This is a genomic window from Citrobacter sp. C6_1 (genome assembly GCF_014596835.2).
GTDB classification, from domain to species: domain Bacteria; phylum Pseudomonadota; class Gammaproteobacteria; order Enterobacterales; family Enterobacteriaceae; genus Citrobacter; species Citrobacter pasteurii.
Window position 1 is genome coordinate 1,346,896 of record NZ_CP115031.1, and the last position, 26,993, is coordinate 1,373,888.

Annotated in this window: 29 protein-coding genes; 27 read left to right on the forward strand and 2 right to left on the reverse strand. The window is 55.8% G+C overall.

Annotation, left to right across the window (positions count from 1 at the left end; translation table 11 throughout):
* Positions 1–84 precede the first annotated feature (84 nt).
* The 18 genes from maeB to eutR all read left to right on the forward strand — a co-directional run bounded on the left by maeB (position 85) and on the right by eutR (position 17,425).
* On the forward strand, positions 85–2,364 hold the full coding sequence (maeB, locus tag IB196_RS06480) for an NADP-dependent oxaloacetate-decarboxylating malate dehydrogenase (RefSeq protein ID WP_005121903.1): 2,280 nt from the start codon (positions 85–87) through the stop codon (positions 2,362–2,364).
* Between the two features lie 159 nt (positions 2,365–2,523).
* On the forward strand, positions 2,524–2,859 hold the full coding sequence (eutS, locus tag IB196_RS06485; RefSeq protein ID WP_003037995.1) for an ethanolamine utilization microcompartment protein EutS: 336 nt from the start codon (positions 2,524–2,526) through the stop codon (positions 2,857–2,859).
* Between the two features lie 12 nt (positions 2,860–2,871).
* Positions 2,872–3,351: an ethanolamine utilization acetate kinase EutP gene (eutP, locus tag IB196_RS06490; protein ID WP_005121904.1), complete on the forward strand. Its 480-nt coding sequence runs from the start codon at positions 2,872–2,874 to the stop codon at positions 3,349–3,351.
* The gene (eutQ, locus tag IB196_RS06495; RefSeq protein WP_188232136.1) at positions 3,329–4,042 is read left to right on the forward strand and encodes an ethanolamine utilization acetate kinase EutQ; all 714 of its coding nucleotides are present in this window, start codon (positions 3,329–3,331) and stop codon (positions 4,040–4,042) included. The genes eutP and eutQ overlap by 23 nt, the downstream gene beginning before the upstream one ends.
* 9 nt (positions 4,043–4,051) lie before the next feature.
* Positions 4,052–4,855: an ethanolamine utilization cob(I)yrinic acid a,c-diamide adenosyltransferase EutT gene (gene eutT / locus IB196_RS06500; RefSeq protein ID WP_005121906.1), complete on the forward strand. Its 804-nt coding sequence runs from the start codon at positions 4,052–4,054 to the stop codon at positions 4,853–4,855.
* Complete coding sequence (gene pta / locus IB196_RS06505; protein ID WP_005121907.1) at positions 4,852–5,868, forward strand: phosphate acetyltransferase; 1,017 nt, start codon at positions 4,852–4,854, stop codon at positions 5,866–5,868. Before eutT ends, pta begins: the two co-directional genes overlap by 4 nt.
* A 41-nt stretch (positions 5,869–5,909) precedes the next feature.
* Entirely contained in the window at positions 5,910–6,203 is a 294-nt protein-coding gene (gene eutM / locus IB196_RS06510) for an ethanolamine utilization microcompartment protein EutM (protein ID WP_005121908.1), read from the forward strand.
* 121 nt (positions 6,204–6,324) lie between these two features.
* A complete protein-coding gene (gene eutN / locus IB196_RS06515; protein ID WP_005121909.1) occupies positions 6,325–6,612 on the forward strand; it encodes an ethanolamine utilization microcompartment protein EutN in 288 nt (95 codons plus the stop codon).
* 11 nt (positions 6,613–6,623) lie between these two features.
* On the forward strand, positions 6,624–8,027 hold the full coding sequence (locus IB196_RS06520; RefSeq protein ID WP_005121910.1) for an aldehyde dehydrogenase family protein: 1,404 nt from the start codon (positions 6,624–6,626) through the stop codon (positions 8,025–8,027).
* Between the two features lie 12 nt (positions 8,028–8,039).
* The gene (eutJ, locus tag IB196_RS06525; protein ID WP_149692247.1) at positions 8,040–8,879 is read left to right on the forward strand and encodes an ethanolamine utilization protein EutJ; all 840 of its coding nucleotides are present in this window, start codon (positions 8,040–8,042) and stop codon (positions 8,877–8,879) included.
* A complete protein-coding gene (gene eutG / locus IB196_RS06530; protein ID WP_005121912.1) occupies positions 8,869–10,056 on the forward strand; it encodes an ethanolamine utilization ethanol dehydrogenase EutG in 1,188 nt (395 codons plus the stop codon). Before eutJ ends, eutG begins: the two co-directional genes overlap by 11 nt.
* A gap of 119 nt (positions 10,057–10,175) precedes the next feature.
* On the forward strand, positions 10,176–11,408 hold the full coding sequence (eutH, locus tag IB196_RS06535; protein WP_003038023.1) for an ethanolamine utilization protein EutH: 1,233 nt from the start codon (positions 10,176–10,178) through the stop codon (positions 11,406–11,408).
* On the forward strand, positions 11,405–12,808 hold the full coding sequence (gene eutA / locus IB196_RS06540) for an ethanolamine ammonia-lyase reactivating factor EutA (RefSeq protein ID WP_005121913.1): 1,404 nt from the start codon (positions 11,405–11,407) through the stop codon (positions 12,806–12,808). The genes eutH and eutA overlap by 4 nt, the downstream gene beginning before the upstream one ends.
* A gap of 11 nt (positions 12,809–12,819) precedes the next feature.
* On the forward strand, positions 12,820–14,181 hold the full coding sequence (gene eutB / locus IB196_RS06545) for an ethanolamine ammonia-lyase subunit alpha (RefSeq protein WP_005121914.1): 1,362 nt from the start codon (positions 12,820–12,822) through the stop codon (positions 14,179–14,181).
* 20 nt (positions 14,182–14,201) lie between these two features.
* On the forward strand, positions 14,202–15,098 hold the full coding sequence (gene eutC, locus IB196_RS06550; protein WP_005121916.1) for an ethanolamine ammonia-lyase subunit EutC: 897 nt from the start codon (positions 14,202–14,204) through the stop codon (positions 15,096–15,098).
* A gap of 9 nt (positions 15,099–15,107) precedes the next feature.
* On the forward strand, positions 15,108–15,767 hold the full coding sequence (eutL, locus tag IB196_RS06555) for an ethanolamine utilization microcompartment protein EutL (RefSeq protein WP_040233508.1): 660 nt from the start codon (positions 15,108–15,110) through the stop codon (positions 15,765–15,767).
* 11 nt (positions 15,768–15,778) lie between these two features.
* Positions 15,779–16,324, forward strand: a complete 546-nt coding sequence (locus IB196_RS06560) for an ethanolamine utilization microcompartment protein EutK (protein WP_005121919.1) — start codon at positions 15,779–15,781, stop codon at positions 16,322–16,324.
* Between the two features lie 48 nt (positions 16,325–16,372).
* Positions 16,373–17,425, forward strand: a complete 1,053-nt coding sequence (gene eutR, locus IB196_RS06565) for an HTH-type transcriptional regulator EutR (RefSeq protein WP_005121920.1) — start codon at positions 16,373–16,375, stop codon at positions 17,423–17,425.
* Between the two features lie 122 nt (positions 17,426–17,547).
* Here the strand turns inward: eutR and hemF are convergent, their stop codons facing one another.
* Both hemF and amiA read right to left on the reverse strand, forming a co-directional pair.
* Positions 17,548–18,447, reverse strand: coding sequence for an oxygen-dependent coproporphyrinogen oxidase (hemF, locus tag IB196_RS06570; RefSeq protein WP_149692248.1), 900 nt, complete (start codon positions 18,445–18,447; stop codon positions 17,548–17,550).
* A 2-nt stretch (positions 18,448–18,449) separates the two neighbouring features.
* Positions 18,450–19,319 carry an N-acetylmuramoyl-L-alanine amidase AmiA gene (gene amiA / locus IB196_RS06575; RefSeq protein ID WP_005121924.1) on the reverse strand — a complete coding sequence of 290 codons (870 nt, stop codon included), beginning with the start codon at positions 19,317–19,319 and terminating at the stop codon, positions 18,450–18,452.
* Between the two features lie 211 nt (positions 19,320–19,530).
* Here amiA and IB196_RS06580 point away from each other — a divergent pair, with 211 nt between their 5' ends.
* The 9 genes from IB196_RS06580 (at position 19,531) to cysA (ending at position 26,989) form a co-directional block, all read left to right on the forward strand.
* Positions 19,531–19,956, forward strand: coding sequence for a GNAT family acetyltransferase (locus tag IB196_RS06580; protein WP_149692249.1), 426 nt, complete (start codon positions 19,531–19,533; stop codon positions 19,954–19,956).
* Complete coding sequence (locus tag IB196_RS06585; protein WP_182290142.1) at positions 19,943–20,392, forward strand: DUF2919 domain-containing protein; 450 nt, start codon at positions 19,943–19,945, stop codon at positions 20,390–20,392. Before IB196_RS06580 ends, IB196_RS06585 begins: the two co-directional genes overlap by 14 nt.
* A 59-nt stretch (positions 20,393–20,451) precedes the next feature.
* Positions 20,452–21,027 carry an RpoE-regulated lipoprotein gene (locus tag IB196_RS06590; RefSeq protein ID WP_188232135.1) on the forward strand — a complete coding sequence of 192 codons (576 nt, stop codon included), beginning with the start codon at positions 20,452–20,454 and terminating at the stop codon, positions 21,025–21,027.
* A 93-nt stretch (positions 21,028–21,120) separates the two neighbouring features.
* A complete protein-coding gene (gene yfeX / locus IB196_RS06595) occupies positions 21,121–22,020 on the forward strand; it encodes a porphyrinogen peroxidase (protein ID WP_003838547.1) in 900 nt (299 codons plus the stop codon).
* Between the two features lie 205 nt (positions 22,021–22,225).
* Entirely contained in the window at positions 22,226–23,017 is a 792-nt protein-coding gene (gene ucpA, locus IB196_RS06600; protein ID WP_005121934.1) for an SDR family oxidoreductase UcpA, read from the forward strand.
* 159 nt (positions 23,018–23,176) lie between these two features.
* Positions 23,177–24,193: a thiosulfate/sulfate ABC transporter substrate-binding protein CysP gene (gene cysP, locus IB196_RS06605; RefSeq protein ID WP_149692252.1), complete on the forward strand. Its 1,017-nt coding sequence runs from the start codon at positions 23,177–23,179 to the stop codon at positions 24,191–24,193.
* Positions 24,194–25,027 carry a sulfate/thiosulfate ABC transporter permease CysT gene (gene cysT, locus IB196_RS06610; protein ID WP_003038061.1) on the forward strand — a complete coding sequence of 278 codons (834 nt, stop codon included), beginning with the start codon at positions 24,194–24,196 and terminating at the stop codon, positions 25,025–25,027.
* Positions 25,027–25,902, forward strand: a complete 876-nt coding sequence (gene cysW, locus IB196_RS06615; protein ID WP_121584874.1) for a sulfate/thiosulfate ABC transporter permease CysW — start codon at positions 25,027–25,029, stop codon at positions 25,900–25,902. The genes cysT and cysW overlap by 1 nt, the downstream gene beginning before the upstream one ends.
* On the forward strand, positions 25,892–26,989 hold the full coding sequence (gene cysA, locus IB196_RS06620; RefSeq protein WP_188232134.1) for a sulfate/thiosulfate ABC transporter ATP-binding protein CysA: 1,098 nt from the start codon (positions 25,892–25,894) through the stop codon (positions 26,987–26,989). The genes cysW and cysA overlap by 11 nt, the downstream gene beginning before the upstream one ends.
* Positions 26,990–26,993: the final 4 nt, after the last annotated feature.

Sequence of the window (26,993 nt, forward strand, 5' to 3'; positions counted from 1 at the left end):
CCGCTGACAGAGGTGATAATGTGCGGCTCAATAGAAGGGTTACCTGCGACACTTTTTTGATCGATACGTGAAAGGAACAACAAGATGGATGACCAGTTAAAACAAAGCGCCCTCGATTTCCACGAATTTCCAGTACCAGGTAAAATTCAGGTTTCTCCGACCAAACCGCTTGCCACTCAACGTGACCTTGCGCTGGCCTATTCACCCGGTGTTGCAGCTCCGTGTCTGGAAATTGAAAAAGACCCGCTGGCAGCCTACAAATACACCGCGCGCGGTAATCTGGTTGCGGTTATTTCCAACGGTACGGCGGTGCTGGGGCTGGGCAACATTGGCGCGCTGGCTGGCAAGCCGGTGATGGAAGGGAAAGGCGTTCTGTTTAAGAAATTCGCCGGGATTGACGTGTTTGACATCGAAGTTGATGAACTCGATCCGGATAAATTTATCAACGTAGTCGCGGCTCTTGAGCCGACGTTTGGCGGCATCAACCTCGAAGATATCAAAGCGCCGGAATGCTTCTACATTGAGCAAAAGCTGCGTGAGCGCATGAATATTCCGGTTTTCCACGACGATCAGCACGGCACGGCAATCATCAGTACCGCCGCAATTCTTAACGGTCTGCGGGTGGTGGAGAAAAATATCTCTGATGTGCGCATGGTGGTGTCCGGCGCAGGCGCAGCGGCGATTGCCTGTATGAACCTGCTGGTGGCGTTGGGGATGCAGAAACACAACATTGTGGTCTGCGACTCCAAAGGCGTGATTTATAAAGATCGTGAACCGAATATGGCCGAAACCAAAGCGGCCTACGCGGTGGTGGATGACGGTAAGCGCACGCTGGACGACGTGATTGATGGCGCAGACATTTTCCTCGGTTGCTCCGGCCCGAAAGTGCTGACCCAGGAAATGGTCAAGAAAATGGCGCGTGCGCCGATGATCCTGGCGCTGGCGAACCCGGAACCGGAAATCCTGCCGCCGCTGGCAAAAGAGGTGCGTCCCGACGCCATCATCTGTACCGGCCGCTCCGACTATCCTAACCAGGTTAATAACGTACTGTGCTTCCCGTTCATCTTCCGCGGCGCGCTGGACGTCGGTGCAACCGCCATCAACGAAGAGATGAAGCTGGCTGCGGTACATGCCATTGCGGAGCTGGCGCATGCCGAGCAGAGCGAAGTTGTGGCCTCTGCCTATGGCGATCAGGACCTGAGCTTTGGCCCGGAATACATTATTCCTAAGCCGTTCGACCCGCGCCTGATTGTCAAAATTGCGCCTGCGGTGGCGAAGGCGGCGATGGACTCTGGCGTGGCGACGCGCCCGATTGCCGACTTTGATGCTTACATCGATAAGCTGAGTGAGTTCGTCTACAAAACTAACCTGTTCATGAAGCCGATTTTCTCGCTGGCACGCAAAGCGCCGAAGCGCGTGGTGTTGACGGAAGGGGAAGAGGCGCGCGTGCTGCACGCTACCCAGGAATTGATCACTTTAGGTCTGGCGAAGCCGATCCTGATTGGTCGTCCGAGCGTGATCGAGATGCGCATCCAGAAACTGGGTCTGCAGATCAAAGCGGGCGTTGATTTTGAAATAGTCAACAATGAATCCGATCCGCGCTTTAAAGAGTACTGGAGTGAGTATTACCAGATCATGAAGCGCCGTGGGATCACCCAGGAGCAGGCGCAGCGGGCGGTGATTGCTAATACCACGGTGATCGGCGCGATCATGGTGCAGCGCGGTGAAGCGGATGCGATGATCTGCGGTACGATCGGCGACTACCATGAGCATTTCAGCGTGGTGAACGCGGTATTTGGTCACCGTGAAGGCGTCCATACGGCAGGGGCAATGAACGCGCTGCTGCTGCCAAGCGGTAATACCTTTATCGCCGATACCTACGTCAACGACGACCCGACGCCGGATCAACTGGCTGAAATCGCCATTATGGCGGCAGAGACCGTGCGTCGCTTTGGTATCGAACCGAAGGTGGCGCTGCTGTCGCACTCCAATTTTGGCTCATCTAACTGCCCGTCGGCCAGCAAAATGCGTGAAGCGCTGGCGCTGATTAAGGCGCGTGCGCCAGAACTGATGATTGACGGTGAAATGCACGGTGACGCCGCGCTGGTGGAAAGTATTCGTAATGATCGGATGCCGGACAGCCCGCTGAAAGGCTCCGCCAATATTCTGGTGATGCCGAATATGGAAGCCGCGCGTATTAGTTACAACTTACTCCGCGTTTCAAGTTCCGAAGGCGTAACGGTCGGCCCGGTGCTGATGGGCGTAGCGAAACCGGTTCACGTATTAACGCCGATCGCCTCTGTTCGTCGTATCGTGAATATGGTGGCGCTGGCGGTTGTAGAAGCACAGACTCAGCCGCTGTAATTTCACTTTAATTAATTCCGGCGCGGGTTTCTCCCGCGCCTTTTTATTTCTCTTTTCTTAGTGATCCACTTCACCTTTTAAACCTGGTTGCCGAATTTTGTTATTTACTCTGACAAAAAATTGCCACGATGAGGGCAGTTTTAGCGGAGGCGGTGAGCAATGGAAAAAGAACGCATTATTCAGGAATTTGTGCCGGGGAAACAGGTCACGCTGGCGCATCTCATTGCGCACCCCGGTGAGGAACTGGCGAAAAAGATCGGCGTTCCCGAAGCGGGCGCCATCGGCATTATGACGCTGACGCCAGGTGAAACCGCGATGATTGCCGGTGACTTAGCGATGAAAGCGGCGGATGTACACATCGGCTTTCTCGATAGATTCAGCGGCGCGCTGGTGATCTACGGCTCGGTAGGCGCGGTTGAAGAAGCGTTATTACAGACGGTGAGCGGTCTGGGCCGGTTATTAAATTTCACGTTGTGCAACCTGACAAAAAGTTAATCAGAGGCGGCGATGAAACGTATTGCGTTTGTCGGCACGGTAGGGGCGGGGAAAACAACGCTCTTTAATGCGCTACAGGGGAATTACTCCCTCGCCAGAAAAACACAGGCCGTGGAGTTTAATGAAAACGGCGATATCGATACGCCAGGAGAATATTTTAGCCATCCGCGCTGGTATCACGCCTTAATTACCACGCTGCAGGATGTCGATACGTTGATTTATATACATGCGGCAAATGATCTAGAAAGTCGCTTACCTGCCGGGCTGTTGGATATCGGCGCCAGTAAACGACAAATCGCCGTTATCAGCAAAACGGATGTGCCGGATGCCGATGTCGCCGCAACGCGACAATTACTTCGCGGGATAGGGTTTCAGGAGCCGATTTTTGAGCTCAATAGCCACGACCCAAGCAGTGTGCAGCACCTGGTGGATTATCTGACTGAGCTCAGCCAAAAGGAGGAAAGGGCAGGTGAAAAAACTCATCACAGCTAACGATATTCGTGCGGCCCACGCACGCGGCGAACAGGACATATCGGTTGTTCTGCGCGCCAGCATCATCACCCCGGAGGCGCGCGAAGTTGCGGCGCTGCTCGGCGTCACTATCACTGAATGCGATGAATCCGCTCCGGCCACTATGTCGGGCACAACCGCAGCGCCTGCTGCGATGGATGACGGCAAGACGGAAAGCCAGCGTATTCGCGAAACCATCATTGCACAACTGCCGGAAGGACAGTTTACCGAAAGCCTGGTCGCGCAGCTGATGGACAAAGTGATGAAGGAAAAGCAGTCGCTGGAGCAGGGCGGAATGCAGCCGAGTTTTAACTCGGTGACCGGCAAAGGCGGTGTGAAAGTCATCGACGGCAGCAGCGTGAAGTTTGGCCGTTTTGATGGCGCGCAACCGCACTGCGTCGGCTTAACCGATCTGGTGACCGACCAGGACGGTAGCAGCATGGCCGCCGGGTTTATGCAGTGGGATAACGCCTTTTTCCCATGGACGCTGAACTACGACGAAATCGACATGATTCTGGAAGGCGAGCTACACGTTCGCCATGAAGGCGAAACCATGATTGCCAAAGCCGGGGACGTGATGTTTATCCCGAAAGGCTCCAGCATCGAATTTGGTACGCCATCAACAGTGAAGTTCCTGTATGTGGCCTGGCCTGCGAACTGGCAGTCCTGCTAAGGCGGATGTATGAAGGATTTCATTACCGAAGCATGGCTCAGAGCGAATCATACGCTCAGCGAAGGGGCTGAAATTCATCTCCCCGCTGATGCCCGCCTGACGCCGTCTGCCCGGGAGTTGCTGGAAAGCCGTCGTCTGCGCATTAAGTATATCGACGAGCAGGGAAGCTTGTTTGTTGACGACGAGGAACAGCAGCCGCAGCCGGTGCATGGTTTAACCAGCAGCGATACACATCCGCAGGCGACCTGTGAACTGTGTCATCAACCGGTGGCGAAGAAACCTGACACGCTGACGCATCTGACGGCGGACAAAATGGTCGCCAAAAGTGACCCCAGACTTGGATTTCGCGCCGCGCTGGACAGCACCATTGGTCTGGCCGTGTGGTTACAAATTGAACTGGCGGAACCCTGGCAGCCGTGGCTGGCGGATATTCGCTCGCGCCTGGGCAACATTATGCGTGCTGATGCTGTGGACGAACCGCTGGCCGCACAAGCTATTGTTGGCTTGAGCGACGAAGATTTACACCGGCTCTCGCATCAGCCGCTGCGTTACCTGGACCACGATCATCTGGTGCCGGAAGCCAGCCATGGACGTGATTGCGCGTTGCTCAATCTGCTGCGCACTAAAGTCCGCGAAACGGAAACGGTGGCCGCTCAGGTGTTTATCACCCGCAGTTTTGAAGTCTTGCGACCGGACATTCTGCAGGCGCTCAACCGTCTTTCAAGCACGGTTTACGTAATGATGATTCTGAGCGTGGCGAAGCATCCGCTAAGCGTCAGCCAAATCCAACAGCGACTGGGGGAGAAGTCATGATCATTGAACGTGCTCGCCAACTCGCTAAACAAAAGCCGGCTCGGGTGGTGTTCCCGGATGCGCTGGATGTACGGGTGCTGAAAGCCGCTAATTACCTGCACCAGCACGGTCTGGCGCGCCCGATTCTCGTCGCCAGCCCGTTTGCGCTACGCCAGTTTGCGCTCAGCCATCGCGTAGCCATGGACGGTATTCAGGTTATTGATCCACAAAGCAATGTACAGATGCGTGAAGAGTTTGCCCTACGCTGGCTGGCTCGCGCGGGCGAAAAAACGCCGCCGGATGCGCGCGAGAAGCTCAACGATCCGCTGATGTTTGCCGCCGCGATGGTCAGTGCGGGTAAAGCCGATGTATGTATTGCGGGCAACCTGTCGTCAACGGCAAACGTACTGCGTGCAGGATTGCGCATTATTGGATTACAGCCTGGCTGCAAAACGCTGTCATCAATTTTCCTGATGCTGCCGCAGTATCTCGGGCCGTCATTAGGATTTGCAGACTGTAGCGTTGTGCCGCAGCCCACCGCGGCACAGCTGGCGGACATCGCCATCGCCAGCGCTGAAACCTGGAAGGCGATCACAGGTGAAGAGCCGCGCGTGGCCATGCTGTCGTTTTCCAGCAACGGCAGTGCTCGTCATCCCAATGTCGCTAACGTGCAGCAGGCTACGGAGATCGTTCGTGAGCGTGCCCCACAGCTCACCGTGGATGGGGAACTGCAGTTTGATGCTGCCTTTGTGCCGGATGTCGCTGCGCAAAAAGCGCCCGCCAGTCCGTTAAAGGGCAATGCCAATGTGATGGTTTTCCCATCGCTGGAGGCAGGCAATATTGGTTATAAAATCGCCCAGCGTTTGGGAGGTTATCGTGCCGTTGGTCCCTTGATTCAGGGACTTGCCGCACCGCTTCACGACCTCTCTCGCGGCTGTAGCGTACAGGAAATTATCGAACTGGCGTTGGTGGCAGCTGTGCCGCGCCAGACTGACGTGAGCCGTGAAAGCGTCTCGCAAACACTGGTTGAATGAACGGTCCCGTTCTGGACCCCTTTGATTAAGAGGAAAGCACAATGGAAGCATTAGGAATGATTGAAACCCGGGGCCTGGTTGCACTGATTGAGGCTTCTGACGCGATGGTTAAAGCGGCGCGCGTGAAACTGGTTGGCGTGAAGCAAATCGGTGGCGGCCTGTGTACTGCCATGGTTCGTGGTGACGTGGCAGCCTGCAAAGCGGCTACGGATGCCGGCGCTGCTGCCGCGCAGCGTATCGGTGAACTGGTTTCTGTACACGTTATCCCGCGTCCGCATGGCGATCTGGAAGAAGTGTTCCCGATCAGCTTCAAAGGCGACAGCAACGATATGTAAGTCGTCCATGTGACGCCACTGGATCGTTGAGAGAAAGCTGGCGTCACCCTCTCTCCTTTTCACATTACCTTCTGCGGAGGGTAGGGGGAGGTTTTACCTGAAATATGCCACGGAGGCGGGTATGAAACTGGCAATCGTCACAGGACAAATTGTTTGTACCGTTCGCCATCAGGGGCTCGCGCACGACAAGTTACTGATGGTGGAAATGATTGATGCCCAGGGAAATCCCGACGGGCAGTGCGCTGTTGCGATAGACAGCATCGGGGCGGGAACCGGAGAGTGGGTGCTGCTGGTCAGTGGAAGCTCAGCCCGCCAGGCGCACCATAACGACTCATCGCCTGTCGATCTGTGCGTGATTGGCATCGTCGATGAAGTGGTGGCAGGTGGGAAAGTGGTATTTCACAAATAAGGCAGAAAATCATGAATCAACAGGATATTGAACAGGTCGTGAAAGCGGTGCTGCTGAAAATGAAAGACAGCAGTCAACCCGTCAGTGCCGTTCAAGAAATGGGCGTCTTTGCCTCCCTGGATGACGCAGTGGCGGCAGCAAAAGTGGCTCAGCAGGGGCTGAAAAGCGTTGCTATGCGCCAACTGGCCATTCACGCCATTCGTGAAGCGGGTGAAAAACACGCCAGAGAATTAGCGGAATTTGCCGTCAGTGAAACCGGCATGGGACGCGTTGAAGATAAATTTGCCAAAAACGTGGCGCAGGCTCGCGGCACACCGGGTGTGGAATGCCTGTCTCCACAGGTATTGACCGGCGATAACGGCCTGACGCTGATTGAAAACGCACCGTGGGGCGTGGTGGCTTCGGTAACGCCGTCCACCAACCCGGCGGCGACCGTCATTAACAACGCCATCAGCCTGATTGCCGCGGGTAACAGCGTCGTCTTTGCGCCGCATCCGGCAGCAAAAGGCGTTTCTCAGCGCGCGATCGGCCTGCTTAACCAGGCGGTAGTCGCCGCAGGTGGTCCGGCGAACCTGCTGGTTACCGTTGCTAACCCGGATATCGAAACCGCCCAGCGTTTGTTCAAGTACCCGGGCATCGGACTGCTGGTCGTCACCGGTGGTGAAGCGGTGGTGGAGTCTGCGCGTAAGCATACCAACAAGCGTCTGATTGCCGCAGGTGCCGGTAACCCGCCGGTGGTGGTGGATGAAACGGCCGATCTGACTCGCGCCGCGCAGTCCATCGTCAAAGGCGCGTCGTTTGATAACAACATTATCTGTGCCGATGAAAAAGTGCTGATCGTCGTGGATAGCGTTGCTGATGAACTGATGCGTCTGATGGAGGGCCAGCACGCGGTCAAACTGACGACCGCCCAGGCTGAACAGCTACAACCGGTACTGCTGAAAAATGTCGATGAGCGTGGTAAAGGCACGGTCAGCCGTGACTGGGTCGGGCGCGATGCGGCAAAAATCGCCGCGGCGATCGGCCTGAACGTTCCGGAGCAAACCCGCTTGTTGTTCGTCGAAACCTCCGCCACGCATCCGTTTGCTGTGACTGAACTGATGATGCCGGTGCTGCCGGTGGTGCGGGTGGCTAACGTTGACGAAGCCATTGCGCTGGCCGTTACGCTCGAAGGTGGTTGTCACCATACGGCGGCGATGCACTCACGCAACATCGACAACATGAACCGTATGGCTAACGCCATCGACACCAGCATTTTCGTCAAGAACGGACCGTGCATTGCCGGTCTTGGGCTTGGCGGCGAAGGCTGGACGACCATGACCATTACCACGCCAACCGGGGAAGGGGTGACCAGTGCGCGCACGTTTGTACGCCTGCGTCGCTGTGTGCTGGTGGATGCGTTTCGCATCGTATAAGGAGTGAAAGAGATGGCGCATGACGAACAACTGTGGCTCACACCAAGACTGCAAAAAGCGGCATCGCTGTGTAACCAGACGCCTGCCGTAAGCGATTCACCGCTGTGGCTGGGCGTTGATTTGGGAACCTGTGATGTAGTGTCGATGGTTGTCGACAGTGATGGGCAGCCGGTTGCGGTTTGTCTGGACTGGGCTGACGTCGTGCGTGATGGCATCGTCTGGGATTTCTTCGGTGCTGTGACCATTGTTCGTCGCCATCTCGATACGCTCGAGCAACAACTGGGTTGCCGCTTTACTCATGCGGCTACCTCATTCCCGCCGGGCACTGATCCGCGTATCTCCATCAACGTGCTGGAGTCCGCCGGGCTTGAGGTGAGCCATGTGCTGGATGAGCCAACCGCCGTGGCGGATCTGCTGGCGCTTGATAACGCCGGAGTCGTCGATATCGGCGGTGGTACGACCGGTATCGCCATTGTGAAAAAGGGCAAAGTGACTTACTCCGCTGACGAAGCGACCGGTGGGCACCACATTTCCCTGACGCTCGCCGGGAACCGTCGTATTCAACTGGAAGAAGCCGAGCAGTTCAAACGCAGCAATGGCAAAGAAATCTGGCCGGTGGTTAAGCCGGTTTACGAAAAGATGGCGGAAATCGTCGCCCATCATATTGCCGGACAAGGGATTACGGATTTATGGCTGGCCGGTGGGTCCTGTATGCAGCCGGGTGTTGATGAGCTTTTTCGTAAGCGTTTCCCGGAGCTGCAGGTGCATTTACCGCAGCACAGTCTGTTTATGACCCCGCTGGCGATTGCCAATAGCGGAAAAGTAAAAGCGGAAGGAATCTATGCAAGCTGAATTGCAGACCGCGCTCTTTCAGGCATTCGATGCCCTGAATCTGCAACGCGTAAAAACGTTCAGCGTTCCACCGGTCACATTATGCGGACTGGGAGCGCTCAGCACCTGCGGACAGGAAGCGCAAACGCGCGGACTGACGCATATGTTCGTCATGGTTGACAGCTTCCTGCATCAGGCGGGGATGACCGCCGCTCTGGAACGTAGCCTGGCGATGAAAGGCGTGGCAATGACGCTGTGGCCATGTCCGGTCGGCGAGCCGTGTATTACGGACGTCTGCGCGGCGGTCGCGCAACTGCGCGAATCAAAATGTGACGGCGTGGTGGCCTTTGGCGGCGGCTCTGTACTGGATGCCGCTAAAGCAGTGGCGCTGCTGGTGACCAACCCGACGCAAACGCTGGCTGACATGACGGAGCACAGCGTGCTGCGCCCGCGTCTGCCGCTGATTGCCGTGCCAACCACCGCCGGAACCGGGTCAGAAACCACCAACGTTACGGTGATTATCGACGCCGCCACCGGACTTAAAAAAGTGCTGGCGCATGCAACCCTGATGCCGGACGTCGCCATTCTGGATGCCGCTGTAACGGAGGGCGTTCCCGCGCACGTGACGGCAATGACTGGTATTGACGCGCTGACCCATGCCGTTGAAGCGTACAGCGCGCTGAACGCGACGCCGTTTACCGACAGCCTGGCGATTGGCGCGATTGCGATGATTGGTAAATCGCTGCCGAAGGCCGTCGGATACGGCCATGATCTGGCGGCGCGGGAAAGCATGTTACTGGCGTCCTGCATGGCGGGAATGGCGTTTTCCAGCGCGGGGCTGGGCCTGTGTCACGCGATGGCGCACCAACCGGGTGCGACGCTGCATATCCCGCACGGACAGGCTAACGCCATGCTGCTGCCCACGGTAATGGGATTCAACCGCATGGTGTGTCGTGAGCGTTTCAGCCATATCGGCAGGGCGTTAACCAACAAGAAGTCGGACGATCGTGATGCCATCAACGCCGTCAGCGAGCTGATTAGCGAAGTGGGCCAGACCAAACGCCTCTCTGACGTTGGGGCAAAACCCGAGCATTACAGCGCATGGGCACACGCCGCGCTGGAGGATATTTGTATTCGCAGTAACCCACGCACCGCCACGCAGGCACAGATTATCGACCTGTACGCGGCTGCCGGGTAATGCCTGTAGGCCGGATAAGGTGCTCGCACCGCCATCCGGCAATAACACGGCGTTAATGCCGGAGGCGACGTAAACGTCTTATCCGGCCTACAAATCACAAATGACAGGGAGTAGGGGCTATGGGAATTAACGAAATCATCATGTACATCATGATGTTCTTTATGCTGATTGCCGCCGTGGACAGGATCCTGTCGCAGTTCGGCGGTTCGGCGCGCTTCCTCGGTAAGTTCGGTAAGAGCATTGAGGGATCGGGCGGTCAGTTTGAAGAAGGCTTTATGGCAATGGGCGCGCTGGGCCTGGCGATGGTCGGTATGACCGCGCTGGCGCCGGTACTTGCGCATGTGCTCGGGCCGGTGATTATTCCGCTGTACGAAATGTTGGGCGCGAACCCGTCGATGTTTGCCGGAACGCTGCTGGCGTGCGATATGGGCGGCTTCTTCCTGGCGAAAGAACTGGCGGGCGGCGACGTTGCGGCATGGCTGTACTCTGGCCTGATCCTCGGCGCGATGATGGGACCGACGCTGGTGTTCTCCATTCCGGTTGCGCTGGGAATTATTGAACCGTCTGACCGTCGTTATCTGGCGCTGGGCGTGCTGGCCGGTATCGTCACCATTCCGATTGGCTGTATTGCGGGTGGTCTGGTCGCGATGTACTCCGGCGTGGAAATCAACGGTCAGCCAGTGGAGTTCACCTTTGCGTTGATCCTGATGAACATGATCCCGGTGCTGATCGTGGCCGTGTTGGTGGCGCTGGGACTGAAATTCATCCCGGAAAAAATGATCAACGGCTTCCAGATCTTCGCCAAGTTCCTGGTAGCGCTGATCACCCTCGGTCTGGCGGCTGCGGTGATTAAATTCCTGCTCGGCTGGGAGCTGATCCCGGGTCTTGATCCTATTTTCATGGCGCCAGGCGATAAGCCGGGTGAAGTGATGCGCGCCATCGAAGTTATCGGTTCTATCTCCTGTGTGCTGCTGGGTGCCTACCCGATGGTGCTGCTGCTGACCCGCTGGTTTGAAAAACCGCTGATGAGTGTCGGCAACCTGTTGAAAGTTAATAACATTGCGGCTGCGGGTATGGTGGCAACGCTTGCCAACAACATCCCAATGTTCGGCATGATGAAAAACATGGATACCCGCGGCAAAGTGATCAACTGCGCGTTCGCGGTCTCAGCGGCCTTCGCTCTGGGTGACCACTTAGGCTTCGCCGCTGCCAACATGAACGCCATGATCTTCCCGATGATTGTCGGCAAGCTGATCGGCGGCGTGACGGCGATTGGCGTGGCTATGCTGTTAGTACCGAAAGACGAAGATGTTCCGGCACCAGCAGAAACCAATCCGGAGGCGCAATCGTGAACACTCGCCAGCTACTGAGCGTCGGTATCGATATCGGCACCACAACTACTCAGGTGATCTTCTCGCGCCTTGAGCTGGTTAACCGTGCGGCAGTGTCGCAGGTGCCGCGCTACGAATTCATCAAACGCGAAATTAGCTGGCAAAGCCCGGTGTTCTTTACCCCCGTTGATAAGCAGGGCGGGTTGAAAGAGGCCGAACTGAAAGCACTGATCCTCGCCCAGTATCAGGCGGCAGGGATTGCGCCAGAGAGCGTCGATTCCGGCGCGATCATCATTACCGGAGAAAGCGCCAAAACCCGCAATGCTCGTCCGGCGGTGATGACGCTCTCCCAGTCGCTGGGCGACTTCGTGGTGGCAAGCGCTGGCCCACATCTGGAATCGGTGATTGCTGGTCATGGTGCGGGTGCCCAGACTCTGTCAGAGCAGAAGTTGTGCCGTGTACTGAATATCGACATCGGCGGGGGGACGTCGAACTACGTGCTGTTCGACGCGGGAAAAGTCAGCGGCTCGGCCTGTCTGAACGTCGGCGGACGGCTACTGGAAACGGACGGCCAGGGGCGCGTGGTTCACGCGCATCAGCCAGGACAAATGATTGTTGATGACGTATTTGGTCCAGGCACTGATGCCCGAACTCTCAATGCGGCGCAGCTTGTTCAGGTGGCGCGACGGATGGCGGCGCTGATTGTGGAGGTGATTGACGGCACGCTTTCACCGCTGGCGCAGGCGCTGATGCAAACCGGTCTGCTGCCCGTTGGCGTGAAGCCTGAAGTGATTACGTTGTCCGGCGGGGTGGGTGAGTGCTACCGCAACCAACCTGCCGATCCGTTCTGTTTTTCCGACATTGGGCCGCTGTTAGCAACGGCGCTGCATGAACATCCGCGCCTGCGTGAGATGAACGTGCAGTTTCCGGCGCAAACCGTGCGCGCCACGGTGATTGGCGCCGGGGCGCATACGCTGTCGCTTTCGGGCAGCACTATCTGGCTGGAGGGTGTGGCGCTTCCGCTGCGCAATCTGCCGGTGGCGATTCCGGTTGATGAGGCTGATCTGGTGGCGGCCTGGCAGCAGGCGCTGCTGCAGCTCGACCTTGACCCGAAAACCGACGCCTACGTGCTGGCGCTGCCAGGTTCGTTACCGGTGCGCTACGCCGCGCTGTTAACGGTGATTGATGCGCTGCTGGCCTTTGTCGCGCGCTATCCGAATCCGCATCCCCTGCTGGTGGTAGCCGAGCAGGATTTTGGTAAAGCCCTGGGCATGCTGTTACGCCCACAGTTACAGCAACACCCGCTGGCGGTCATCGATGAGGTGGTTGTCCGGGCGGGGGACTATATCGACATTGGTACGCCTCTTTTTGGCGGATCGGTTGTGCCGGTGACGGTGAAATCACTCGCATTTCCTTCCTGAGGGAACGACTTATGAAACTAAAGACCACATTGTTCGGCAATGTTTATCAGTTTAAGGATGTAAAAGAGGTGCTGGCAAAAGCCAACGAACTGCGTTCGGGGGATGTGCTGGCAGGGGTAGCTGCAACCAGTTCGCAGGAGCGCGTGGCGGCCAAACAGGTGTTGTCGGAAATGACGGTGGCGGATATTCGCAATAACCCGGTGATTTCCTATGAAGAGGACTGCGTCACGCGTCTGATTCAGGATGACGTCAACGAAACGGCCTATAACCGCATCAAAAACTGGAGCATCAGTGAGCTGCGCGAGTACGTGTTGAGTGATGAAACCTCTGTCGATGACATTGCGTTTATGCGCAAAGGGTTAACGTCAGAAGTGGTCGCAGGCGTGGCTAAAATTTGCTCCAACGCGGATCTGATCTACGGTGGCAAAAAAATGCCGGTGATCAAAAAAGCCAACACCACCATTGGCTTGCCGGGCACCTTCAGCTGCCGTTTGCAGCCGAACGATACCCGTGACGACGTGCAGAGTATTGCCGCGCAAATCTACGAAGGGTTGTCCTTCGGTGCAGGTGATGCGGTGATCGGCGTTAACCCGGTAACGGATGACGTGGAGAACTTAAGCCGCGTGCTCGATACCGTGTATGGCGTTATCGACAAGTTCAATATTCCGACCCAGGGCTGCGTACTGGCGCACGTCACCACCCAGATCGAAGCAATTCGTCGCGGTGCGCCGGGCGGGCTGATTTTCCAGAGTATCTGCGGCAGTGAGAAAGGCTTAAAAGAGTTTGGCGTTGAGCTGGCGATGCTGGATGAGGCGCGTGCAGTGGGCGCGGAGTTCAATCGTATCGCCGGGGAAAACTGCCTGTACTTTGAAACCGGGCAAGGGTCTGCGCTCTCCGCTGGCGCTAACTTCGGCGCCGATCAGGTGACGATGGAAGCACGTAACTACGGGCTGGCGCGTCACTACGATCCGTTCCTGGTGAACACCGTGGTGGGCTTTATCGGGCCGGAATATCTCTACAACGACCGTCAGATTATTCGCGCAGGCTTAGAAGATCACTTCATGGGCAAGCTGAGCGGCATCTCAATGGGCTGCGACTGCTGTTACACCAACCATGCTGATGCTGACCAGAACCTCAACGAAAACCTGATGATTCTGCTCGCCACCGCTGGCTGCAACTACATCATGGGCATGCCGCTCGGTGACGACATCATGCTCAACTACCAGACCACCGCCTTCCACGACACCGCGACCGTGCGCCAGTTGCTGAACCTGCGTCCGTCACCGGAGTTTGAACGCTGGCTGGAAACCATGGGCATTATGGCAAACGGTCGCCTGACCAAACGGGCGGGCGATCCGTCACTGTTCTTCTGATGACGCGGGGATGACATACGATGGATCAAAAACAGATTGAAGAAATTGTACGCAGTGTAATGGCGTCAATGGGGGAGTCACAGCCGCAGGCTCAAGCGCCGTCACCAGAAACGAAATGCAGCACTACGCAGTGCGCCGCACCAACGGGTGAAAGCTGTGCGATGGACTTAGGTTCAGCCGAAGCGAAAGCGTGGATTGGCGTTGAGAACCCGCATCGCGCAGAAGTGCTGACCGAGTTGCGCCGCAGCACCGCCGCGCGTGTATGTACCGGTCGTGCCGGTCCGCGTCCGCGCACTCAGGCGCTGCTGCGCTTCCTGGCTGACCACTCGCGTTCAAAAGATACAGTGTTGAAAGAAGTACCGGAAGAGTGGGTGAAAGCGCAAGGCTTGCTGGAAGTACGCTCAGAAATCAGCGACAAAAATCTGTATCTGACGCGCCCGGACATGGGGCGTCGTCTGAGCGCAGAAGCCATTGAAGCGCTGAAATCACAGTGTGTAATGAACCCGGATGTGCAGGTGATTATCTCTGATGGTCTGTCTACCGACGCCATCACCGCTAACTACGAAGAGATCCTGCCGCCGCTGTTGTCAGGCTTAAAACAGGCCGGATTAAAAGTCGGGACACCGTTCTTTGTTCGCTATGGCCGCGTGAAAATCGAAGATCAGATCGGTGAACTGCTCGGCGCGAAAGCAGTGATCCTGCTGGTTGGGGAACGTCCGGGCCTCGGCCAGTCGGAAAGTCTGTCCTGCTATGCCGTCTATTCGCCACGCGTGGCGACGACCGTTGAAGCTGATCGTACCTGTATCTCCAATATTCACCAGGGCGGTACGCCACCGGTTGAAGCGGCGGCGGTGATTGTGGATTTGGCCAAGCGCATGCTGGAGCAAAAAGCGTCCGGCATCAATATGACCCGTTAAGGAGGCATCATGCCAGCATTAGATTTGATTAGACCTTCAGTCACCGCAATGCGCGTGATTGCCTCGGTAAATGACGGTTTTGCCCGTGAACTTAAATTACCGCCACATATACGTAGTCTCGGACTCATCACAGCAGATTCTGATGACGTGGCGTATATTGCCGCAGACGAAGCGACAAAACAGGCGATGGTGGAAGTGGTTTATGGCCGCTCGCTGTATGCCGGCGCGGCGCACAGTCCCTCTCCAACCTCGGGCGAAGTGCTGATCATGCTCGGCGGGCCGAACCCGGCCGAAGTTCGCGCCGGCCTGGACGCCATGGTCGCCAATATCGAAAGCGGCGCGGCGTTCCAGTGGGCCAATGACGCAGAAGATACCGCCTTCCTTGCGCACGTGGTTTCGCGTACTGGTTCGTATCTCTCGGCGACCGCAGGATGCCGACTTGGCGATCCGATGGCGTATCTGGTGGCACCGCCGCTGGAAGCAACATTTGGTATTGATGCTGCGCTTAAATCTGCCGATGTACAGATTGTCACCTATGTGCCGCCGCCGTCAGAAACCAACTACTCAGCGGCGTTTTTAACCGGTAGCCAGGCTGCCTGTAAAGCTGCCTGTAATGCTTTCGCTGATGCTGTTCTGGATATTGCCCGTAATCCTGTCCAGCGCGCGTAAGAGAGGTTGCAATGATCAATGCACTGGGATTACTGGAAGTGGATGGCATGGTGGCTGCCGTAGACGCGGCGGATGCCATGCTGAAAGCCGCGAACGTGCGTCTGCTCAGTCACCAGGTGTTGGATCCTGGCAGGCTGACTCTGGTGGTGGAAGGCGATCTGGCCGCGTGTCGTGCAGCGCTGGATGCCGGAAGCGCAGCCGCAGCGCGTACAGGACGTGTTGTCAGCCGCAAGGAGATAGGGCGGCCGGATGATGACACCCAGTGGCTGATCGGCGGTTTTACGCGCCAGCCGAAGAAACCAGAACCGAAGAAACCAGAGCAGAAGCCTGAAGTGAAGTCAGATGAGGCCCCAGAGAAGACGCAGGAAGCATCTGTGTCATCTGAATCCTCTGATGAATTGCTGGCGCTGTTAACATCGGTCCGTCAAGGAGTGACGGCAGGGGAAGTGGCTGCCCACTTTGGCTGGTCACTTGATGAAGCCAGAAAGGCGCTGGAACAGCTCTTTTCTGACGGAGCGTTGCGTAAACGCAGTAGTCGCTATCGCTTAAAAAATTAACCTGTCGGAGGGCCGGGGGCTTCGTTGAAGCTTCCGGCTTAAAAGATCATGAAAAAGACCCGTACTGCAAACCTGCACCATCTTTATCATGAAGCATTACCCGAAGACGTTAAACTTACGCCGAAAGTGGAGGTGGACAACGTTCACCAGCGGCGAACAACGGATGTGTATGAGCATGCGCTGACGATTACCGCCTGGCAGCAGATCTACGACCAATTGCATCCGGGAAAATTTCATGGCGAGTTCACGGAAATCCTGCTCGACGATATTCAGGTGTTCCGTGAATACACCGGTCTGGCGCTGCGTCAGTCGTGTCTGGTCTGGCCGAACTCGTTCTGGTTTGGTATTCCGGCCACCCGCGGCGAACAGGGATTTATTGGTACCCAGTGTCTGGGTAGCGCTGAAATCGCTACCCGTCCAGGTGGGACAGAGTTTGAACTGAGTACGCCGGACGATTACACCATTCTGGGTGTCGTTATTTCGGAAGAGGCGATTGCTCGTCAGGCTAACTTCCTGCATAACCCGGAAAGGGTGCTGCATATGCTGCGCAACCAGTCGGCGCTGGAGGTGAAAGAACAACATAAAGCCGCCCTTTGGGGCTTTGTGCAGCAGGCGCTGGCAACGTTCAGCGAAAATCCGGCGAATCTTCATCAGCCTGCGGTGCGCAAAGTGTTGGGCGATAACCTGCTGCTGGCGATGGGCACCATGCTGGAGGAAGCGCAGCCGATAATCACGGCTGAGAGCATCAGCCATCAGAGCTATCGCCGCCTGCTGTCGCGGGCGCGCGAATACGTGCTGGAAAATATGTCAGAACCGCTGACCGTGCTCGACCTGTGTAACCAGCTGCACGTCAGCCGCCGGACGTTGCAAAACGCTTTTCACGCAATCCTCGGCATTGGACCGAATGCCTGGTTAAAACGCATTCGCCTGAACGCCGTGCGTCGCGAGCTGATAAGCCCGTGGTCGCAAAGTACCACGGTGAAAGACGCTGCCATGCAGTGGGGATTCTGGCATTTAGGGCAGTTTGCGACCGACTACCAGCAGTTGTTTGCGGAGAAACCGTCGCTGACGCTGCATCAGCGCATGCGTCAGTGGGCGTGATGGTATAGCTTGAGTAGGCCTGATAAGGCGTTCGCCGCCATCAGGCAATTGTGGTTGCTGCGCTGCCGGATGGCGACGCCTTGCGTCTTATCCGGCCTACGAATTGTTCCGCCATCAGGCCATTACACCCAGTCGCGCACCTGAATAAACTCGCTAAGGGCGGCTTCCGGGCTGCCGTCATCCGGGTGGTAATCATATTCCCAACGCACCAGCGGCGGCATCGACATCAAAATCGATTCCGTGCGCCCGCCGGTTTGTAAGCCAAACAGCGTGCCGCGATCCCACACCAGGTTGAACTCCACGTAGCGCCCACGGCGATAAAGCTGGAAGTTACGCTCGCGCTCACCCCATATCATCGCTTTGCGGCGTTCGACGATCGGCAGATATGCGTCGGTGTAGCCTGCGCCAACCGCCTGCATAAAGGCGAAGCAGTGATCGAAATCCGGCGTATTTAAGTCATCGAAAAACAGCCCGCCGATGCCGCGCTGCTCGTTACGGTGCTTGAGAAAGAAGTAGTCATCGCACCATTTTTTGTAACGCGGGTACACGTCATCACCGAACGGCTGGCACAGATCACGCGCCGTGCGGTGCCAGTGCACCGCATCCTCATCAAAGCCGTAGTAGGGTGTTAAGTCAAAGCCGCCGCCAAACCACCACACCGGCTCGGCGTCCGGTTTTTCCGCGATAAAAAAACGCACGTTGGCATGGCTGGTCGGAATGTAAGGATTCTGCGGATGCACCACCAGCGAGACGCCCATGGCCTCAAAACTGCGCCCGGCAAGCTCCGGGCGATGGGCGGTAGCCGAGGCCGGCATTGCATCGCCGTAGACGTGGGAGAAGTTGACGCCCGCTTGCTCGAAAATACCACCGTTACGCAGCACCCGGCTGCGCCCGCCGCCGCCCGCTTCGCGCTGCCAGTTATCTTCAACGAACCCGGCGCCATCTACGGCGGATAACTGCTGACAAATATCATCCTGCAGGCTGAGCAGGAACTGTTTTACGCGCTGTACATCGGGCTTCATGATTAACGTTTCTTCGAGTGTGCTTTCTGGTTATCAAACCAGTGGAAATAGCTAATGATGCCATTGGCGATAGCGGTAGCGATTTTTTGACGAAATGCCGTCGTGCCGAGCAGTCGCTCTTCTTCCGGATTGGTAATGAACGAGGTTTCGACCAGTACCGACGGAATCGAAGGTGATTTTAGCACCACGAAGGCGGCCTGTTCAGTGCTACGACTGTGCAGACGGTGTACCGGCTTAATCTTTTTGAGAATATGCGACCCTAAGGTCAGGCTGTTTTTAATGGTGTCGGTTTGCACCAGATCGAACAGTACCTGCTGCAGCAAATGGTCTTTATCAGTGGTCTTCTTTCCGGCCACTTCATCGGCCCGGTTTTCACGATCGGACAGATATTTCGCCATGGCGCTACTGGCGCCGCGATTAGACAGCGCAAAGACCGATGCCCCTGCCGCACTCGGATTGGTGAAGCCGTCGGCGTGAATTGACATAAACAGATCGGCGCCATGCTTGTGGGCTATCTCGACGCGATCGTACAGCGGAATAAACGTATCGCCGGAGCGGGTCAGGCGCGCATCAATGCCCTGGTTGCGTAGAATCGAGCGCACGTTTTTGGCAATCGCCAGCACCACGTGCTTCTCCTTCGAACCGTTGCGACCAATTGCGCCGGTATCAATCCCGCCGTGACCCGGATCGAGGACAACTACGCGCTTAGCGCCGGCTTTTTTCGCTTTCGGTTTGCTGTGCCCATTGCTGGTCTTAAGCGCTTCTTCTTTAGCGATGGCTTGCGACATGCCTGACAGCGTCAGGGCGGCCAGCCCGGCTTTCAACACCTGGCGGCGCGATGTGAGTGTTTTTAGTGGTTTAAAAGTGCTCATACGGCCTGAGTTGTAAAAAAAGGTTCTAAACGTTATATCGTATCGCGTTGTCCGTTGCGACGGATCGGGATAAGAATTGTTTTACTTTTCATTTCAATACGTGACAATTCCGTATTATGCCATTTTTTCCGCCGCTTCGCGTCAGATATTGGCTAAATCAGTGGTTCGCGCCATAATCGCTTTTTAACGTCCTGAAAAGGTAACCAATACCATGGAAATACGCGTTTTTCGCCAGGAAGATTTCGAAGAGGTGATCACCCTCTGGGAGCGCTGTGATTTGCTGCGTCCATGGAATGACCCGGAAATGGACATTGAACGCAAAGTCAATCATGACGTCAGCTTGTTTCTGGTCGCAGAAGTGAACGGTGAAGTTGTCGGCACAGTGATGGGCGGCTACGACGGACATCGCGGTTCGGCCTATTATCTCGGCGTGCACCCTGAGTTTCGCGGTCGCGGCATCGCTAATGCGCTGCTTAACCGACTGGAGAAAAAGCTCATTGCCCGCGGTTGTCCGAAGATTCAAATTATGGTGCGGGAAGATAACGACGTGGTGCTGGGTATGTATGAACGTCTGGGCTATGAACATGCGGATGTACTCAATCTGGGCAAGCGTTTGATTGAAGATGAAGAGTACTGAGTTCCATCCGGCCGACTATGACGTTCACGGGTGCCTGCGTCTGCCATTTCTGTTCTGGTGCGTACTGCTGCTGCAGGCGCGCACCTGGGTGCTGTTTGTGATTGCGGGATCTTCGCGCGAGCAGGGCAACACGTTGCTGAACCTGTTTTATCCCGATCATGACGCATTCTGGCTGGGTTTGCTCCCCGGCGTTCCCGCCGTACTGGCGTTTTTACTCAGCGGGCGGCGTTTTGCGTTCCCCGTTTTGTGGCACAGGCTGCGCGGATTATTGATTCTCGCTCAACTGGTGCTGCTGTGCTGGCAGCCGGTGATGTGGCTGGCAGGCGATCCGCTCAACGGTGTCGGGCTGGCGCTGCTGGTGGCGGATATCGTCGCACTGGTCTGGCTGTTAACCAATCAACGTTTGCGTGCCTGTTTTTCCCTTGAGAAAGAATAACGGCACTTTTTGGGGAAACCGGACTCCAAGCAACGTTGATAAATAAGGAAGGAAGTGAAATGAAATCACTGCGTTTGACTTTATGCGCGATGCCGCTGCTACTGACCGGGTGTTCAACGTTGTCCTCGGTGAACTGGTCTGCCGCCAATCCGTGGAACTGGTTTGGTTCTTCAACGCAGGTCACAGAGCAGGGCGTCGGAGCGTTAACGGGCGCGACACCGCTGGATGAAAAAGCCATTGCTGATGCGCTGGACGGTGATTACCGCCTGCGTAGCGGGATGAAGACTGATAACGGAAATGTGGTGCGCTTCTATGAAGCGCTGAAAAACGACAAGCTGGCGATAGTCATCAATGGCAGCCAGGGAACCATTAGTCGTATTGATGTGTTAGACCACGATATTTCGTCAGTCGCGGGTGTCGAAATCGGTACACCGTTTAGCGACCTTTACACTAAAGCTTTCGGTAATTGCCAAAAGGCAACCGGCGATGACAGCGCGGGCGTTGAGTGTAAAGCTGAAGGAAGTCAACATATTAGCTATATTTTTTCCGGTGAATGGAGCGGGCCCGAGGATATAATGCCGTCTGACGACACGCTGAAAGCGTGGAAAGTAAGCAAAATTATCTGGCGGCGTTAATTTGCGTCTGAACAAATCGACGGACTAAAAAAACAGGTAGAATAACGCCCATCAATGCCACGATGTCGTGGCATCTTTTTTTCAGGAGGAACAATGTCTCAGGTTCAGAGTGGCATTTTGCCAGAACATTGCCGTGCGGCGATTTGGATTGAAGCCAATGTTAAAGGCGACGTTGAGGCCCTGCGTGCGGCCAGCAAAACCTTCGCCGATAAGCTGGCGACCTTTGAAGCTAAGTTCCCGGATGCGCATCTGGGCGCGGTTGTCGCTTTTGGCAACAACACCTGGCGTGCATTGAGCGGCGGCGTCGGTGCTGAAGAGTTAAAAGACTTTATCCCTTATGGTAAAGGTCTGGCACCAGCAACCCAATATGACGTGTTGATCCATATTCTCTCTTTGCGTCATGACGTGAATTTCTCCGTTGCGCAGGCGGCAATGGAAGCATTTGGCGACTGTATTGAAGTCAAAGAAGAAATCCACGGTTTCCGTTGGGTCGAAGAGCGTGACCTCAGCGGCTTTGTTGACGGTACGGAAAACCCGGCAGGCGAAGAAACGCGCCGTGAAGTCGCCGTTATCAAAGATGGTGTGGATGCCGGTGGCAGCTATGTGTTTGTGCAGCGTTGGGAACATAACCTGAAGCAGCTTAATCGCATGAGCATCCATGACCAGGAAATGATGATTGGCCGCACCAAGGAAGCCAACGAAGAGATCGATGGTGACGATCGTCCGGTAACATCCCACCTGAGCCGTGTTGACCTCAAAGAAGACGGTAAAGGGCTGAAAATTGTGCGCCAGAGCCTGCCATACGGCACTGCCAGCGGCACGCATGGTCTCTATTTCTGCGCCTACTGCGCCCGTCTGCACAACATTGAACAACAGTTGCTGAGCATGTTTGGCGATACCGACGGCAAACGTGATGCAATGCTGCGCTTCACCAAACCGGTCACCGGTGGCTATTACTTTGCACCGTCGCTGGATCGACTGATGGCGCTGTAACCCCAGTGTTGCCTGGTTGCGCTCACGCTTACCAGGCCTACCGCGTTCTTATCTGTCATGAAATTGAAAATCCCCGCCCCGACGGGGATTTTTTTTACCTGAAATTAACCTGATTTAGTGAGCTATTCCTCAGCATGAATTTGTTAATGCTGTATCTTCTGCGTGAATGAAGTGAAGGCTTCATATTCAAAAGGAGAATATTGAAATGGGAAAACTCACGGGCAAAACAGCATTGATTACGGGCGCATCTCAGGGTATTGGCGAGGGGATCGCCAGAACGTTTGCCCGCCATGGCGCGAACTTAATCCTGCTGGATATCTCCGATGAGATTGAAAAGCTGGCGGATGAACTGGCTGGGCGCGGGCATCGCTGCACAGCGGTTCACGCAGACGTCAGAGATTTTGCGTCGGTCACGGAAGCGGTAAAACGCGCGAAGAAAATTGAAGGCAAAATCGACATTCTGGTCAACAATGCAGGCGTATGTCGCCTTGGCAACTTCCTTGAAATGAGCGATGAAGATCGCGACTTCCACATTGATGTCAACATTAAAGGCGTCTGGAACGTGACGAAGGCCGTTCTGCCGGAGATGATTGCGCGCAAAGACGGGCGCATCGTGATGATGTCATCGGTAACAGGCGATATGGTAGCCGACCCGGGCGAAACGGCGTATGCGCTGTCGAAAGCCGCTATTATCGGCTTAACCAAGTCCCTGGCGGTTGAATACGCGCAGTCCGGCATTCGCGTAAATGCCATTTGCCCAGGCTACGTTCGTACGCCGATGGCAGAGAATATCGCGCGTCAGTCTAACCCGGACGATCCTGAATCCGTATTAGTCGACATGGCGAAAGCGATCCCGATGCGTCGTCTGGCCTGTCCGCTTGAAGTGGGTGAACTGGCGGCGTTCCTCGCGTCGGATGAGTCCAGCTATTTAACTGGCACGCAAAACGTGATTGATGGCGGCAGCACCCTGCCTGAAAGCATCAGCGTCGGCATCTGATTGATGCCTGTCTCCTCCCCGGTGAACCTGGGGAGGGGTTTCCCCTTATTCTCTTTTCAACTTTCAAATCATCAAACGGTATATAAAACCGTTACTCCTTTAGTGCCGGTTATAAATATGATGACCATAAGAAAGTCATTAAATTTATAAGGGTGCGCAATGGCCGTTAACTTACTGAAAAAAAGAACCCTGACGCTGGCTGCAATATTGTTGCTGGTGGGTCAGGCGCAGGCAACAGAACTGTTGAACAGTTCATACGATGTGTCTCGCGAGCTGTTTGCCGCCCTTAATCCGCCGTTTGAACAGCAATGGGCGAAGGATAACGGCGGTGACAAACTGACGATTAAACAATCTCATGCCGGGTCATCAAAACAGGCACTGGCGATTCTGCAAGGGCTGAAAGCCGATGTGGTGACCTATAACCAGGTCACCGATGTGCAGATCCTGCATGACAAAGGCAAGCTGATCCCGGCCGACTGGCAAAGTCGTCTGCCGAATAACAGCTCGCCGTTCTATTCCACCATGGGCTTCCTGGTGCGTAAGGGGAACCCGAAGAATATTCATGACTGGAATGACCTTGTGCGTTCTGATGTGAAACTGATTTTCCCGAACCCAAAAACCTCCGGTAACGCGCGCTATACCTATCTGGCGGCGTGGGGTGCTGCGGATAAAGCTGACGGTGGCGATAAAGCCAAAACTGAACAGTTCATGACCCAGTTTCTGAAAAACGTCGAAGTGTTTGATACCGGCGGCCGCGGTGCTACCACCACCTTTGCAGAGCGCGGCCTGGGCGATGTGCTGATCAGCTTCGAATCAGAAGTGAACAACATTCGCAAACAGTATGAAGCGCAGGGTTTTGAAGTGGTTATCCCGAAAACCAATATCCTCGCCGAATTCCCGGTAGCCTGGGTAGATAAAAACGTGCAGGCCAACGGGACTGAAAAAGCGGCTAAAGCGTATCTGAACTGGCTGTACAGCCCGCAGGCGCAAACCATCATTACCGATTTCTACTACCGCGTGAATAACCCGCAGGTGATGGACAAACAGCAAGATAAATTCCCGCAGACTGAATTGTTCCGCGTAGAAGACAAGTTCGGCTCCTGGCCTGAAGTGATGAAGACACACTTTGTCAGCGGTGGTGAGCTGGACAAGCTGTTGGCGGCGGGGCGCAAGTAAATGTTTGCTGTTTCTTCCCGACGCGTGTTGCCCGGCTTCACCTTAAGCCTGGGCACCAGCCTACTGTTTGTCTGCCTGATATTGCTGCTGCCGCTTAGCGCGCTGGTGATGCAACTGGCGCAAATGAGCTGGGCGCAATACTGGGATGTGATTACCAACCCGCAGGTGGTGGCGGCGTATAAAGTGACGCTGCTGTCGGCGTTTGTGGCATCGATTTTTAACGGCGTGTTTGGCCTGCTGATGGCGTGGATCTTAACCCGCTATCGTTTTCCGGGTCGGACGCTGCTGGATGCGCTGATGGATCTGCCATTCGCGCTGCCTACGGCGGTGGCGGGTCTGACGCTGGCGTCGCTGTTTTCGGTCAACGGTTTCTACGGCGAGTGGCTGGCGAAGCTGGATATTAAGGTGACTTACACCTGGCTCGGTATCGCGGTGGCGATGGCGTTTACCAGTATTCCGTTTGTGGTGCGAACTGTGCAGCCGGTGCTGGAAGAGTTAGGCCCGGAATATGAAGAAGCGGCGGAAACGCTCGGTGCCACGCGCTGGCAGAGCTTTCGTAAAGTGGTGTTACCGGAGCTGTCTCCCGCGCTGGTGGCGGGGGTTGCGCTTTCGTTTACCCGCAGCCTCGGTGAGTTTGGTGCCGTTATCTTTATCGCCGGCAACATTGCATGGAAAACGGAAGTCACCTCGCTGATGATTTTTGTTCGCTTGCAGGAGTTTGACTATCCGGCTGCCAGTGCGATTGCCTCTGTGATCCTCGGGGCGTCGCTGTTGCTGCTGTTTTCAATTAACACCCTGCAAAGTCGCTTTGGTCGACGCGTGGTAGGTCACTGATGGCAGAGATTACCCAATTGAAACACTATGGCGCGCCCCGCATTAACTGGGGGAAATGGTTTCTGATCGGCATCGGTATGCTGGTGTCCGCGTTTATTTTGCTGGTGCCGATGATTTACATCTTCGTGCAGGCGTTCAGCAAGGGATTAATGCCGGTATTACAGAACCTGGCCGACCCGGACATGCTTCACGCTATCTGGTTGACGGTGCTGATTGCGCTGATTGCGGTGCCGGTGAACCTGGTGTTTGGTGTGCTGCTGGCGTGGCTGGTGACCCGTTTTAACTTCCCCGGACGCCAGCTGTTGCTGACCTTACTGGATATTCCGTTTGCCGTCTCGCCGGTGGTCGCCGGCCTGGTGTATCTGCTGTTTTACGGCTCTAACGGTCCGCTGGGTGGATGGCTGGATGAACACAATCTGCAAATTATGTTTGCCTGGCCGGGAATGGTGCTGGTCACGGTGTTCGTGACCTGTCCGTTTGTGGTGCGCGAACTGGTGCCGGTGATGTTGAGTCAGGGCAGTAACGAAGACGAAGCGGCGGTTCTGCTTGGCGCATCCGGCTGGCAGATGTTCCGCCGTGTGACGCTGCCGAATATTCGTTGGGCGTTGCTGTACGGCGTGGTGCTGACTAATGCCCGTGCGATTGGCGAATTTGGCGCGGTGTCGGTGGTTTCCGGCTCGATTCGCGGCGAAACCTTGTCTCTGCCGCTACAAATTGAATTACTGGAGCAAGACTACAACACGGTCGGCTCCTTTACCGCCGCGGCGCTGTTAACGCTGATGGCGATTATTACCCTGTTTTTGAAGAGCATGTTGCAATGGCGTCTGGAGAACCAGGAGAAACGCGCGCAGCAGGAGGAAAATCATGAGCATTGAGATTGCCAATATTAAGAAGTCTTTTGGTCGCACCCAGGTGCTGAACGATATCTCGCTGGATATTCCTTCAGGTCAGATGGTCGCGTTGCTGGGGCCATCTGGCTCGGGCAAAACCACGCTGCTGCGCATTATTGCCGGGCTGGAACATCAGTCCAGCGGGCATATTCGCTTTCATGGTACTGACGTCAGTCGCTTACATGCGCGTGATCGTAAAGTTGGCTTCGTATTTCAGCACTACGCGCTGTTTCGCCATATGACCGTTTTCGACAACATCGCCTTTGGCCTGACGGTGTTACCGCGTCGCGAGCGTCCAAATGCGGTGACCATCAAAGCGAAAGTCACCAAATTGCTGGAGATGGTGCAGCTTGCCCATCTGGCGGATCGCTTTCCGGCGCAACTTTCCGGTGGGCAAAAACAGCGCGTGGCGCTGGCACGAGCGTTAGCGGTGGAACCGCAGATCCTGCTGCTCGATGAGCCGTTTGGCGCGCTCGATGCTCAGGTACGTAAAGAGTTGCGTCGCTGGCTGCGTCAGTTGCATGAAGAGCTGAAGTTCACCAGCGTGTTTGTTACTCACGATCAGGAAGAAGCGACAGAAGTCGCAGACCGCGTGGTGGTGATGAGCCAGGGCCATATCGAACAGGCCGATGCGCCCGATCAGGTATGGCGCGAACCGACTACCCGCTTTGTGCTGGAGTTTATGGGTGAGGTTAACCGACTGCAAGGGACGATTCGCGGTGGACAATTCCACGTCGGCGCACACCGCTGGCCGCTGGGCTATACGCCAAGCTATCAGGGACCGGTGGATCTGTTCCTGCGTCCGTGGGAAGTGGACGTCAGCCGCCGTACCAGCCTGGATTCACCGCTGCCTGTTCAGGTACTGGAAGCCAGTCCGAAAGGTCACTACACCCAATTAGTTGTGCAGCCGCTGGGGTGGTATAACGAACCGCTGACGGTAGTAATGCAGGGCGATAATCCCCCGAGTCGCGGTGAGCGCCTGTTTGTTGGGCTGCAAAATGCACGTCTGTATAACGGCGAACAGCGCATTGAAACGCGCGAAGCGGAGCTTGCTCTGGCGGAATCTGCCTGATAGG

Excerpts from the sequence above, each read along its gene's own strand:
- maeB (WP_005121903.1), top strand. The coding sequence starts at position 85 with ATGGATGACCAGTTAAAACAAAGCGCCCTCGATTTCCACGAATTTCCA.
- eutS (WP_003037995.1), top strand. The coding sequence starts at position 2,524 with ATGGAAAAAGAACGCATTATTCAGGAATTTGTGCCGGGGAAACAGGTC.
- eutP (WP_005121904.1), top strand. The coding sequence starts at position 2,872 with ATGAAACGTATTGCGTTTGTCGGCACGGTAGGGGCGGGGAAAACAACG.
- eutT (WP_005121906.1), top strand. The coding sequence starts at position 4,052 with ATGAAGGATTTCATTACCGAAGCATGGCTCAGAGCGAATCATACGCTC.
- pta (WP_005121907.1), top strand. The coding sequence starts at position 4,852 with ATGATCATTGAACGTGCTCGCCAACTCGCTAAACAAAAGCCGGCTCGG.
- eutM (WP_005121908.1), top strand. The coding sequence starts at position 5,910 with ATGGAAGCATTAGGAATGATTGAAACCCGGGGCCTGGTTGCACTGATT.
- eutN (WP_005121909.1), top strand. The coding sequence starts at position 6,325 with ATGAAACTGGCAATCGTCACAGGACAAATTGTTTGTACCGTTCGCCAT.
- IB196_RS06520 (WP_005121910.1), top strand. The coding sequence starts at position 6,624 with ATGAATCAACAGGATATTGAACAGGTCGTGAAAGCGGTGCTGCTGAAA.
- eutJ (WP_149692247.1), top strand. The coding sequence starts at position 8,040 with ATGGCGCATGACGAACAACTGTGGCTCACACCAAGACTGCAAAAAGCG.
- eutG (WP_005121912.1), top strand. The coding sequence starts at position 8,869 with ATGCAAGCTGAATTGCAGACCGCGCTCTTTCAGGCATTCGATGCCCTG.
- eutH (WP_003038023.1), top strand. The coding sequence starts at position 10,176 with ATGGGAATTAACGAAATCATCATGTACATCATGATGTTCTTTATGCTG.
- eutB (WP_005121914.1), top strand. The coding sequence starts at position 12,820 with ATGAAACTAAAGACCACATTGTTCGGCAATGTTTATCAGTTTAAGGAT.
- eutC (WP_005121916.1), top strand. The coding sequence starts at position 14,202 with ATGGATCAAAAACAGATTGAAGAAATTGTACGCAGTGTAATGGCGTCA.
- eutL (WP_040233508.1), top strand. The coding sequence starts at position 15,108 with ATGCCAGCATTAGATTTGATTAGACCTTCAGTCACCGCAATGCGCGTG.
- IB196_RS06560 (WP_005121919.1), top strand. The coding sequence starts at position 15,779 with ATGATCAATGCACTGGGATTACTGGAAGTGGATGGCATGGTGGCTGCC.
- eutR (WP_005121920.1), top strand. The coding sequence starts at position 16,373 with ATGAAAAAGACCCGTACTGCAAACCTGCACCATCTTTATCATGAAGCA.
- hemF (WP_149692248.1), bottom strand. The coding sequence starts at position 18,447 with ATGAAGCCCGATGTACAGCGCGTAAAACAGTTCCTGCTCAGCCTGCAG.
- amiA (WP_005121924.1), bottom strand. The coding sequence starts at position 19,319 with ATGAGCACTTTTAAACCACTAAAAACACTCACATCGCGCCGCCAGGTG.
- IB196_RS06580 (WP_149692249.1), top strand. The coding sequence starts at position 19,531 with ATGGAAATACGCGTTTTTCGCCAGGAAGATTTCGAAGAGGTGATCACC.
- IB196_RS06585 (WP_182290142.1), top strand. The coding sequence starts at position 19,943 with ATGAAGAGTACTGAGTTCCATCCGGCCGACTATGACGTTCACGGGTGC.
- IB196_RS06590 (WP_188232135.1), top strand. The coding sequence starts at position 20,452 with ATGAAATCACTGCGTTTGACTTTATGCGCGATGCCGCTGCTACTGACC.
- yfeX (WP_003838547.1), top strand. The coding sequence starts at position 21,121 with ATGTCTCAGGTTCAGAGTGGCATTTTGCCAGAACATTGCCGTGCGGCG.
- ucpA (WP_005121934.1), top strand. The coding sequence starts at position 22,226 with ATGGGAAAACTCACGGGCAAAACAGCATTGATTACGGGCGCATCTCAG.
- cysP (WP_149692252.1), top strand. The coding sequence starts at position 23,177 with ATGGCCGTTAACTTACTGAAAAAAAGAACCCTGACGCTGGCTGCAATA.
- cysT (WP_003038061.1), top strand. The coding sequence starts at position 24,194 with ATGTTTGCTGTTTCTTCCCGACGCGTGTTGCCCGGCTTCACCTTAAGC.
- cysW (WP_121584874.1), top strand. The coding sequence starts at position 25,027 with ATGGCAGAGATTACCCAATTGAAACACTATGGCGCGCCCCGCATTAAC.
- cysA (WP_188232134.1), top strand. The coding sequence starts at position 25,892 with ATGAGCATTGAGATTGCCAATATTAAGAAGTCTTTTGGTCGCACCCAG.